We start from the raw sequence: 11,077 nt of genomic DNA, 5'->3' as shown, positions 1-11,077 counted from the left end.
ATACCCGCAACATGCGTTGGATAACACCATCGCGATCGATAAAGCGGTGTTTTAGCGCGGCACCGATGTGACCGACGACCAGAATGCAAAGCACCCAGACCAGGCACACATGCAGGGTATCGGTCAGCAGGCGCAGCGGTTCGTTCTTGCCGATAAGCACCGGCAGATAGCCGATGCCGAAAAAGCTGACCGGATGCCCTCCGGCCATGCGGTGCATATAGCCGGTCAGCGGCACCAGCAGCATCAACGTGTACAGCACCCAATGCAGAATATGCGCCGCGGTCCGCTGCCACGATGCGATCGTCGCGGGCAAGGCCGGCGGCTTATGCGTCGCTCGCCAGCACAGGCGAAACACCGCCAGCATAAAAATCAGGCTGCCGATGGATGCGTGATAAAACAGCACCGCATCATGGCCTGGGTCCTTCTTCGGAAAGGTCCCCATATAAATGCCGACGCTGACATTGAGAAAGATCAGCAGCGCAATCAGCCAATGCATGAGCACCGCCACCCGGGTGTAAGCCGTCGGCGCCGCGGCCGGTATCGTGTAAGACGCAGGTATAGACGTGGACATGGCAAGCACCTACCGGTTACGGCATCCAAGCGATGCCTACGACAGATAAGATCGATCAGCCCGGGAATTTATTCCCGACCCTGGCAAAGCAGCCTTGCCCGCGCGTGGGTCGGGGTGAACCGTAGGTTGGGGACAGCGCATGCGAACCCCAACAACGCGCCATACCCCATTCTTGGTGGGCCTCACCTCGTTCAGCTCAACCCACGTACTACGGGTGGATCTTCTGGTGTTGTTCCAGCATCTGTACGAAGGTCTGGATACGGCTTTCACGGGTCGCCGCTTTCTTGGCCGTGTGAATCCTGAACAGCATGGCGTATCGGTTGGCGCTGTTCAGCGTGGCAAAAAATGCCTTGGCTTTCGCATTGCCATCCAGCGCTGCCTGGAAATCGACCGGCACCGTGGCGCTGCTGGCGGAGTCATACGCCGCCTCCCAACGCCCGTCGCTTTTGGCCCGTTTGATCTCTTTCAGGCCGGCGGCCTTCATCTGGCCGTTGGCGATCAGCTTCGTCGCCTTGTCGCGGTTGATCTTCGACCACAGGCTTTTGGCCGACCGGCAAGTAAAACGCTGCAACCAGAAGTGCTCGTTGTCCGGCTTTTTCTGACCATCGATCCAGCCGTAGCACAGTGCCACGTCGATGGCTTCGGCATAGGTCACCGAGGGTGTGTCGGCGGCTTTCTTGGCCAGGCGCAGCCAGATGCCTTCGGGCGCCTGATGGTGCTTGGCAAGCCAGGCGGCCCAGGCCTGTTTTGATTCGCAAGACAGTATCGGGTCGCTCTGGTTGGCAGCCGTCATCGAAAGTCCTATGCGTATCCGTGTATTGGCCGCCCGTCGACAGCTGCCGCTGGAGTCGCAGATTATCTATGCTGGAACCGGCCAACAAGCTGACGTATAAGCTTGCCCTGGCCCAGGCTTGATCGTGCCAACGCGAGCCAGGCGACCGGCGCCAGCTCAAACCTTATCGCATACGAACCGGCACATGACGAAGGCGGCAAACCTGCCCTGCACCACAAGCGGCACAAACGCATAGCGACAACACATCAAGCGGAGATCACACGATGGCCAAGGTTATTGGATTCGGCGGCATCTTCTTCAAGTCACAGAACCCGGCGGCACTTGCCGAATGGTATGCCAAACATCTCGGCCTCACCGCGGATGACAGCGGCTGCGTACGTTTCAAGGAAGATGAGTCGCGCGCCGGCTACAGCTTATGGGTGCCGTTTGCAGCCGACACCAAATACTTCGGCTCCGGCCCACAGAGTTACATGCTCAACCTGCGCGTCGACGACCTCCCAACCTTGCTTGCCTCATTACGCGCCGCCGGGATAACCGTCGAAGAGCCCGCGGAACAAAGCGAATTCGGCGGCTTTGGCTGGATCGTCGACCCCGAGGGAACCCGCATCGAACTATGGCAACCACCGGAACCCGCTAGCGCAAGTTAGTACGGCGCGGCGGATAGCGCACCGATGCCGGCCCTGCGCGCAAACAGATCCCGGCGCGGGCTACGCGAATAGCGTGAACAGGCCCTAGTTGGCGCCTGCCGGCGCCGCGGTATGCACATCATCGTCTTGAGTCCACGCCGGCGCGGTAATGGCGTAGAAATCCAGCGACTCATCGTGGTTGGCCCGGATCGAGCGCACATGGCTGGCGGGAATCACCACATACGAACCCGGCTTGACCGGCTGCCAGCGATGGCCGGTCCACACGCTGCCATTCCCTTTCAGCACGAAGAACGACTCCTCACCGTTCTTGTTGTGACTCCATGCGCTGGCACGGCCCGGTTCCAGATGAAACAAGGCCACGCTGACCCGCTCGCTATGCGCACTGCCAGCGGCGCTTAGCCCGGTCAGCTCTTTCAGCGATACCCCTGGGGCCACCGTCGTGGTCGGCAGCGACGCCGGGTGATACACCTGCGGCTCTTGTGCATAAGCCATCAGCGGCAAGCACAGCAGGGCGAGAAAAGACTGACGAAACGTCATGATCGGTCCGCTAAGGCGAATAAACGATGGCGCATGTTAGCGCGTCGCCTGAACCATCCACGCGCAAGCCATACCGAATGCTTCGATGTGCGGCGAAACGTCTCGTCGCCCGCTAGCCATACAGTAAAAGCCCCAAGCTACCGAAAGCCGCCGCCGGTGCCGCCGATGAAAACGCAACAACGCCGCGTGCTTGCCGCCACCAGCATCAGCTATGTGGTCGTGCTGCTGGACGCATCCATCGTCAACGTCGCCCTTGAACGCGTGGCGACGGCCTTATCGACCGGCATGGCCGGCCTGCAATGGGTGGTCAGCGCCTACACCCTGAGCTTTGCCAGCCTGCTGTTGAGCGGCGGCATGCTAGGTGACCGCTGGGGTGCGCGAAACGTCTATCTTGCGGGCCTGTCGATATTCACGTTGGCCTCGATGCTTTGCGGCATCGCGCCGAACCTGATCACCCTGGTAGGTGCCCGCGCCTTGCAAGGCATCGGTGCTGCGCTGTTGGTGCCATGTTCGTTGAAGCTGATCAATCATGCCTACACTGACCCCGGCGAACGCGCCGGCGCTATCGGCCTCTGGGTCGGTGCAGGCGGCATCGCCATGGCGGCTGGGCCACTGCTCGGCGGCGCGCTGATTCACGCCCTCGGATGGCGCAGCATCTTTTTTGCCAACCTGCCGGTCGGATGTATCGGCATCTGGCTGACGGGCCGCATACGCCGCGAGCCACGCGAAACGCAAGCCAGGCCACTCGACCTTGCCGGCCAAACCACGGCGATGCTTGCGCTCGGCAGCTTGATCGCGGCACTGATCGAAGGCCCTACGCTGGGTTGGCGGTCACCATGGATTCTGGCCGCTGGCGCCATCTGCATGATCGCAGGCAGTGCTTTCTTGTGGATCGAAAACCACCGCGCAGCACCGATGCTGCCGCTGGCCTTGTTCAGGCATCCGGTTTTCGCCGCATCGACCGTGGCATCCATGGCCTCGGCCTTTGTCTTTTATGGCCTGTTGTTCGTGCTCAGCCTTTATTACCAACAGGCACGCGGCTACTCGCCGCTACAGACCGGGCTGGCCTTTTTGCCGATGACCACGATGGTGGCGGCGGGAAGCCTGCTCTCCAACCGCTTGGTGAAAATGCTCGGCTCACGGGTATCCATGGGCATGGCATTTGGCAGTTATGTCGTTGGCGCGCTGGGCATGCTGTCATCCTCCAGCGCATCGTCTTACTGGCTCGCCGTCATCCCCATGCTTGCGACGGGATTCGCCTCCGGCTTTATCTCGCCCGCCGCCACCGCACCAGCGATGGGCACCGTACAGAAAACTCACACTGGCGTGGCCGCCGCCGTACTCAACACCGCCCGGCAATCGGGCGCGGCCTTGGGCGTGGCCATTTTCGGCGCACTGCTAGCCATGTTTCAGCCCTTTGAGCGTGGCATGCACGCGGCGCTATGGGTTGCCGCCGCGGTAGCGCTGATGGCATCCGCGACTTGGTGGTTCGCCATGCTGCAGAAAACCGGCCTGGCCGAACTTGTTCAGCGCGATGCCGCTCGATGAGAATCGATTGATTTGCAGCACCACGAAACGGCACCAACCACACGGCCACGCTCAACCAAGCCGACTCTCCAGCCGGGCTTTAACCGCCGGCCATTCGGTATCGAGGATGGAGAAATAAACCATGTCACGCGCACGGCCAGCGAGGGTGATGAGATGTTTGCGAAACGTGCCCTCTTCCACCGCACCCAGCCGCGCCAGCGCCCTGCGCGACGCCTCGTTAAGCACTTCGGTCTTGAACACCACGCGGATAACACCCAACGTTTCAAAAGCATGGGTGAGCAAAAGCAGCTTGGCCTCGGTGTTGGCCGCAGTGCGCTGATACGCCGAGGTAACCCAGGTCGCGCCGATCTCAAGCCGTCGGTGCGGCAGGGCGATATCCATATAACGCGTACTGCCGATGATCTTTCCGCTCGCCTGATCCAGGATGGCGAATGGTAGGGAGACGCCGCGCCGTTGATCTTCCAGCGCAGCGCTCACGTAGGCGTACATATCGTCGACACTGCCGATAACCGCAGGTTGCAGCCGCCAAAGTTCGGGCTCGAGGCCTACCTTCGCCAAGCCGGCAACATGCTCGACGCTTAAAGGCTCAAGCCGCACACTGCGCCCTGCAAGTAGCAAGGGCTGGATCTTTATCGCACCGATAGCCGACACGTATGCTCCTGTGGGTATATGGAAGTCTTTCGCTAAACCGCCGAAATCTAAGGCGTCCACCTACTCAACGGGTTCAAGGCAGGAAGGAAAAGAGTGCAACAGATACTAATGCTGCAGCCAGTGTCGCTAAAAATATCAGCAGTAGAAAAGTGACCACGGCTAACGCAGTAAGCAACTTGCCTCTTTTCTCGACACCTCCCGGCCGACGAAGGTAGCCGACTACCACCCAGGACGAGCTGCAAGCAAAGATCAGCAATACGGCGACTAGTCGGATCCCCTCCGGCATTCTGATAAAAGGCTGCATGATGACCACGGTAAATGTCACGGCCATCACAATACCCATTACGAGCCGCAAGCCCGTGCCAAAAGCCTCCTGGTCTGGCGAGACTTCGTCTTCGCCCATATAGCCACTCCGACTGAGGGTTTGTGCATACCACCGGGAGATCGACTGCAAGCCCATTCATGTACTCGCCTGGTCGAATTCACCCACTTTCACTTATGAGCACCTCGAACAAAGCGGCGAGGTATAGCGAAGTATGGGAGAGAACATGGCTTGGCGTCTCGTCGCAAACGCTAGATGGGACGACGCCATGACCACACACTACTCGGCCACAGCATGCCCCTCATACTGCGGCAAATCATCGCTGATGGTGAACCAGGGCGCCTTCGAGCCGACGAAAATATGCTCGCTAGGGCGAATGGATGGGGTGTCGACCAGGCTGCCCATGGCGACGTGCACGAAGGCGCCGTCGCGGACCACCGAATAAAGCAGCGAGCCGCAAACTTTACAGTGCACGTCGCCGCCATCGCCGTCACCAAACACCAGCAGGCCGCTATCACCCGCCAGCAGGGATAGCTTGCTGCGCTCGATGCCGGCAAATGGCTTGAATGCCGAGCCGGTCGTCCGCCGGCAGTCCGAGCAATGACAATTCGCGGCGTAGAGAAACTCGTCCGCCACCGCATACTGCACGGCGCCACAAAAGCATTGACCGATGAGCTGGCGACGCTGGGTCTGTGCAAGGCTGGTCACCGTCGGCTCCGGCTTGGCAGGTATCGAGCGCGAATCGTCGCAAAGCTGCGCCGATAGAACAATGCCGAAGGCGCTAACGACGAAGACTTATGGCTGGCTATGACGGCAGCTCTCAGCGTGCTGACTAAGCAACTGCAAGGCTTCAAAGCTGTGTCCTTGCGCAGCCTGGGGTGACCATGAGGCGATCGTCGCCAGGGAGTAATCGCGCCGGAGCTGGCGAATCACCTGCAAGCCCAGCCAGTAACCGCTGCGGTTGGGTAAATCCTTTTGGTACCGCTGAGCCGCCGTACTGAACCAGCGTCGATAAGCCTCGGGATGCGCGGGGTCGATCGCCTTGAAACAGGCATCCGCCAGAAAGCGGCCGGCCATCTCGGCCAGACGATCGGTGGAAATATCGCCAAGGTCGTCCTGCAACAACAGCTCGGCGTCGGTGTGCCCCGCTGACAACTGACCGCTGACATAGGTCGCCAGGCCCTCTTCGAACAGCGGCAGGGTCAGGTCCGCCGCGGGCATCACGCCATCGTTGCGAATACCGGCGTGCTGCGCGTGGTAAAGATGAAATAACTCATGCGGCACCACGATATCCAGCCGGGCTTTTTCCATCAGCAAACTATCCACGGCGAACGCCAGCACCGGCGTGCCATCGGCAAGCACGCCACTCTTGGCATCGAAATTGGGCGCCAGCACAAACACTATCGGGGGATGCGCACTGGCATCCGGAAACCATTGGCGAAACCTGGGCTGTTGCTGGTCCAGCGCGGCGCGCAAAGCATCCGCCTGCGCCGGTATAGCCGCGGCAAGATCGGCATAGGCGGCAAACCGCGCACCCAGCCAGCGCGCTTTCTGCGCCCGCCAGTCGGGATGGTTGGCGCTATCCCACACCACCGAGGCATATAACTCCGCCCGCGGGCGCTCGATCAGCTCATCCCAAAGCCGCACTTGTTCGACATAGGGTTTACCGCGTGCCGACTGCCAGAATCGGTTGAAGGCCTCGGTCACCGAGGGGGCAGTCGAGGCCATCGCCACAGGCGTCAGCAACAACAAGACCGACATCCACCGTGCCCAGACCTTGGCGACCGTCGTTGCCATCATCTCCAGCCACCCCAGCAGTGAAAAGCCCCGCCGCCTAGCATCGACGGTCTGAGCTTGGTGCGAGAGTGCCATGAGGCCTGCTGCAAAGGCGATAGAACATGCGTATGCGATGCGCGCCGGCGTATGCCGCAAACCGGTCATCGTTTGCGGTGATGAACCGCGGCCCAGCCCATGGCCGATGGCCGTCCAAAAAACTGGAGCCTGCGCTATCGCACAGGCCCCAGCGGCGCGCCTACACCTCAGGCATCAGAACTTGAAATGCACGCTGGCCAGGTAGCGGCGACCGGTGCTGTAGTTGTTCCAGGCGCGATTGGATTCGCGATCGAACTGGTAGTACTTCTCGTTGAGCAGGTTCATGCCATCCAGCGACAGCGAGAAGTTTTCGTTGAACTGCCAACCCAGGCTGGCGCTGACATTGGTGTAGCTATCCACGCTGGCCGGCGGTGCGCCGGCCACATAGCCACCGGCGAGATAGCGGCCACGCCAGCCGTAGTTGATGCGGGCGGTAAACGCGCCTTTCTCGAAGTACGGGCTGACATTGGCCGCACTGGTCGAGTTGTAAGGCAGGTCTTGCCCCGACTGACTCTTGCCGTGCGAGTAGGTGTAGTTGGCGGCGACGCCGAAACCGCTGTCGCCGAACGGCTGCTGGTAGCTGACTGTAAAGCCTTTGACGCTGGCCGCGCCGCCATTGGCCGGGCGCAACACGCTGTAGTCGCAGAAACCATGACTATCGCAATTGCCCTGGCGTCCCGGGGTCGGCGGGCGCGCCGCCAGTGCGGTATAGGTATCGGAGCCGAACAGCGAATTGAACTGCCGTTCGATCAACGCATCGGTTTCGATGTAGTTCTGGATGTGCTTGTAAAACAGCGACAGCGCCAGCATCGATTGCTCGTTGAAATACCACTCCACCGAAGCATTGAAGTTATACGACTTGTACGGATCGAGCTTGTTGTTGCCACCGCTGCCGGTGAGCTGGTCGTCGACCAGCGAGGTGTTGTTGACGAGCTGGTTATACGGCGCCCAGGCAATCACCTTGGCCGCCGAGGCTCGAAAGACCACGGAGTTATTGGTGTCGTAAACCACATTGATCGACGGCAGGAAGTCATTGAACGTGCGCGAACTGAGCTGCGCCGAACCCGGCGGGGGCGGCAAGCTGGCGTCGGCACCGGCCTCGTAACCAAGGCTGTTGATCTTGGTATGCACATAACGCAGGCCGACATTGCCATGCCAGTTATCGTTGGCAAAGTTGAGCTGCGCATAAGCCGCCTCGGCCTTCTGCGTGAGGTTCCAGGTGTTGTTGAGATAAGTCGACGGATCCGGCGCCACCCCATTGCCCAGGGTCTGCCCGATCACCCAGTTGCGCGCCACATCGGGGTCGGCCTGGATGTGGTTGCGATAGTCCGGCGACATGCCCGAGAACGCATCGAAGATATCGTTGGTATAGCCGACGCCGCCCACGCTGGCCGCCGTGGTGCCATTGGCCGAGGTCGGCACGTAGTAGCGCAGCCACGATGAGCTCTCGGTATGTTTGGTGTAACGCACGCCGGTCAGCAACTGATTGAAGACGCTGTCGAAGTCTTTGCTGAAATCGAGCTGGCCATAGACATCACGCGTATGCGCGGGGGTGCGGGTGTAGTAGCTGTTGTTGTCCAGGTTCCAGTTGGCCGGATTGCGCGCCGCCGCCGGGTCGTCAAAGTGCAGCCCTTTGTTGACGTCCCAGGTATAGCCGCCGTAATAGCGCGGTGAATACAGCGCGGCCGAAGCGTTCGGGTTGCCCGAATTGCTGAAACCACCCTGGCCGCTCAACGCCCAGCTATCGCCCTTGTATTCGCCCTTGAGGTCGAGGCCCTTGGTGGTAACCACCGACTTGCGCACGTTCTCGTCGAGTATGGTGATGGCGTGATCCGGGCAACCAGGGTTGTTGATGCCGCAGGAGTGCCCGCCGGTGATCTGGCCGCTGCCATTGGAGGTAAGCCCGGTGATGCCTTGAATATGATCGCTGGTGATGGCGTACAGCGATTGGTTCGAGTTCTGGAAATTCTCACGCACGTACAGGCCATTAAGATCGAACTGCAAACGGTCGATCGGCTTCCACTGCATGCCCAGCGTCACGCTGTCGCGTTGGCGATGCTGCTGGAAATAAGCGCCATTGACCTCCTGCGCCATCTGGTCGCTGGACTTGATCTGGCCGTTGGCCACTTGCGCCGCGACATGCGGGTTGGTGATCAGGTCGGATACCGGCGAGTAGCCGAAGATCTCGATGCCTTGGCGATCGACCTGTTCTTCGTAATGGGCCACCGAGGTGGTGACGCCAAAGGTGCTCTCGGGGTTATGCCAGCTATACAGCACCGAGGCATTGGGCCGACCGCGGCCCGCCTGATCGTTGTACACCGTGCCTACCGAACCGCTGATCGTATTCGGCGCCAGGTCGAACGGCTGGCGCGTATGCATGATCACGGTGCCGCCGATACTGCCTTCCGGCAGGCGCGCCTCCGGCGATTTATAGACTTCCAGACGGCCAAGAATTTCCGGCGCCAGCTGGGTGTAGTCAAAACCGCGATTCGGTTGCTCGCCGAGCAGCCATGGCGTCTGCGCGACCGGGTGGCCATCGAGGAAGGTCAGATTGAGGCTGGGGTCGGTGCCGTCGATGCTGACGCGCTCGCCCTGGCCAAAGCGGCGATCGATGGTGACGCCCGGGATCTGCGAAATGGCTTCAGCCACGTTGGTGCTGGGAAATTTGCCGATATCTTCGGCGGTAATCGCCTCGACCACCGCGCTGGCATTGCGCTTGGTGTCGATCGACTTGGCCAGGCTGGCGCGGATACCAGTGACGGTCACGCCTTCCAGCTGCTTGGCCTGGTCTTTGTTAGCTTGGGTTTTACCGGCGGCAGGGCGAGGCGTAGTGGCGTCGCCATTGGATTGACTTTGGTCTTGCGCTTGCACAGCGACAGACAGGCACAGGCCAACGACAATACTCGCGGCCAATAAGGTTTTGCGTTGTGACATGAACTCATCCCCTCCCGGACGAATGGAACGGACAGCAGCCCGGCTTCTTGCCGGTGCCGCTGGATGGTGACTGGGCCCCCCGCCCTTGCTTTTCAGCAATCGTGCATGGTCGATGACAACGTTGTCAGCATTGACCGCCGCACAGTTCAGTGCCCCTCGCGTGATGGCGGCGTGAAGGTGTGGCAACCGGGTGTTAGCGGGGTTGAACAGGCCTGCCGAACAAGGCTTCGTGTGCAGATGCAGCAAGTCACGGCTTGGCCCGCGCCTTATCGCCATCGGCAGCAGATGTCACCAGAGGCCCCAGGCGTTTCTTGCCAAGCACCGGCTGACAACGATATCTATGCATGCGCTGTGCGGACGACTTGGCGCCGAGCGAGCACCGGTCACGGCGAGCACAACCCGCGCACCATCGGCGCGCGAAATACCCCCAACTAAGCGTCGATGAGGTACTCGCTTTGCACCAGGCCACTGGCGAAGTGCCGGGTCGTGACATGGCGAAGCCGGACATCATGCGGCAAGCTGCCAAACAGGGCGATGCCTGCGCCGATTAGCACGGGCACCCGGGTGATAATCAGGCGCCGGATCAGCCCTTCGCGCAGAAACCGTTGAATGGTGTCGCCACCGTCGATGTAAAGATGATGGGAGCCGCCTGCCTCAAGCTGCGAAACAATCTGCGCGGGCGAACCCGCCATCTGCTCTACCCTGCCCCCGTGGACCACCGACAAATCGATCGGACGGCTGCTTAGAATCACCACGCGCTTATCACCATAAGGCCAGGCGTCAAAGCCCAACACCGTTTCGAACGTCTTGCGGCCGATGACGATGGCATCGACGCTGGCGATGAATTCGTCGTAGCCGTGAGGCTCGCCGCCACCGTCGGGCAACCAATCAAGCTCGCCGTTCGGTCGGGCCATAAAACCATCGACGCTGATACCAACAAAAACAGAGCAGGTCATGGTGGATTCCTCTGCCCAACCAATAAGCGATGGACCCGGCGAGCATGCATCGCGAGTTATACACCGGCAGCGGCACTGACGACGCCATCACGCAAATAGCCGCCCAGATACTCCATGGACCCAAAGCGCCTGATCTCAAGCCAACGAGTCAAGCCCGCGGCGCAGAGCGGCCATGGCAGGATGAACTTAAGGGGTGGCCAGCAGCAACGGTGTAACGATGCTATCCAGACTGCCCGACGTCCATGC

The 11,077-nt window shown here is 60.6% G+C and carries 11 protein-coding genes; 2 read left to right on the top strand and 9 right to left on the bottom strand.

The window, feature by feature from the left end; translation table 11 throughout:
- A partial coding sequence (locus tag OUZ52_RS20955; protein ID WP_266160513.1) for a cytochrome b occupies positions 1 to 571 on the bottom strand: 571 nt, incomplete at its 3' end.
- A gap of 208 nt (positions 572 to 779) precedes the next feature.
- On the bottom strand, positions 780 to 1,364 hold the full coding sequence (locus OUZ52_RS20950) for a YdeI/OmpD-associated family protein (RefSeq protein WP_266160512.1): 585 nt from the start codon (positions 1,362 to 1,364) through the stop codon (positions 780 to 782).
- Positions 1,365 to 1,627: 263 nt separating this feature from the next.
- Here OUZ52_RS20950 and OUZ52_RS20945 point away from each other — a divergent pair, with 263 nt between their 5' ends.
- Entirely contained in the window at positions 1,628 to 2,011 is a 384-nt protein-coding gene (locus tag OUZ52_RS20945) for a VOC family protein (RefSeq protein ID WP_266160511.1), read from the top strand.
- 84 nt (positions 2,012 to 2,095) lie between these two features.
- Here OUZ52_RS20945 and OUZ52_RS20940 read toward each other — a convergent pair whose 3' ends face one another.
- Entirely contained in the window at positions 2,096 to 2,548 is a 453-nt protein-coding gene (locus OUZ52_RS20940; protein ID WP_266160510.1) for a cupin domain-containing protein, read from the bottom strand.
- Between the two features lie 165 nt (positions 2,549 to 2,713).
- Here OUZ52_RS20940 and OUZ52_RS20935 point away from each other — a divergent pair, with 165 nt between their 5' ends.
- Positions 2,714 to 4,096 (top strand): MFS transporter, encoded by a 1,383-nt coding sequence (locus tag OUZ52_RS20935; protein ID WP_266160509.1) that lies wholly within the window; start codon positions 2,714 to 2,716, stop codon positions 4,094 to 4,096.
- A gap of 51 nt (positions 4,097 to 4,147) precedes the next feature.
- Here the strand turns inward: OUZ52_RS20935 and OUZ52_RS20930 are convergent, their stop codons facing one another.
- The 6 genes from OUZ52_RS20930 to OUZ52_RS20905 form a co-directional block, all read right to left on the bottom strand.
- Positions 4,148 to 4,747 carry a GNAT family N-acetyltransferase gene (locus OUZ52_RS20930; RefSeq protein ID WP_266160508.1) on the bottom strand — a complete coding sequence of 200 codons (600 nt, stop codon included), beginning with the start codon at positions 4,745 to 4,747 and terminating at the stop codon, positions 4,148 to 4,150.
- A gap of 73 nt (positions 4,748 to 4,820) precedes the next feature.
- On the bottom strand, positions 4,821 to 5,150 hold the full coding sequence (locus OUZ52_RS20925; RefSeq protein ID WP_266160507.1) for a hypothetical protein: 330 nt from the start codon (positions 5,148 to 5,150) through the stop codon (positions 4,821 to 4,823).
- Positions 5,151 to 5,348: 198 nt separating this feature from the next.
- Entirely contained in the window at positions 5,349 to 5,777 is a 429-nt protein-coding gene (locus OUZ52_RS20920; RefSeq protein WP_266160506.1) for a GFA family protein, read from the bottom strand.
- A gap of 87 nt (positions 5,778 to 5,864) precedes the next feature.
- Positions 5,865 to 6,866 carry a hypothetical protein gene (locus OUZ52_RS20915; RefSeq protein ID WP_266160505.1) on the bottom strand — a complete coding sequence of 334 codons (1,002 nt, stop codon included), beginning with the start codon at positions 6,864 to 6,866 and terminating at the stop codon, positions 5,865 to 5,867.
- Positions 6,867 to 7,115: 249 nt separating this feature from the next.
- On the bottom strand, positions 7,116 to 9,875 hold the full coding sequence (locus OUZ52_RS20910; protein WP_266160504.1) for a TonB-dependent receptor: 2,760 nt from the start codon (positions 9,873 to 9,875) through the stop codon (positions 7,116 to 7,118).
- A gap of 431 nt (positions 9,876 to 10,306) precedes the next feature.
- On the bottom strand, positions 10,307 to 10,831 hold the full coding sequence (locus OUZ52_RS20905) for a dihydrofolate reductase family protein (protein ID WP_266160503.1): 525 nt from the start codon (positions 10,829 to 10,831) through the stop codon (positions 10,307 to 10,309).
- Positions 10,832 to 11,077: the final 246 nt, after the last annotated feature.

This window comes from Dyella silvatica (assembly GCF_026283955.1).
In the GTDB taxonomy this organism is placed as follows: domain Bacteria; phylum Pseudomonadota; class Gammaproteobacteria; order Xanthomonadales; family Rhodanobacteraceae; genus Dyella_C; species Dyella_C silvatica.
The sequence above is the reverse complement of the archived record's forward strand: the minus strand, read 5'-3'. Positions and strand labels throughout refer to the sequence as shown.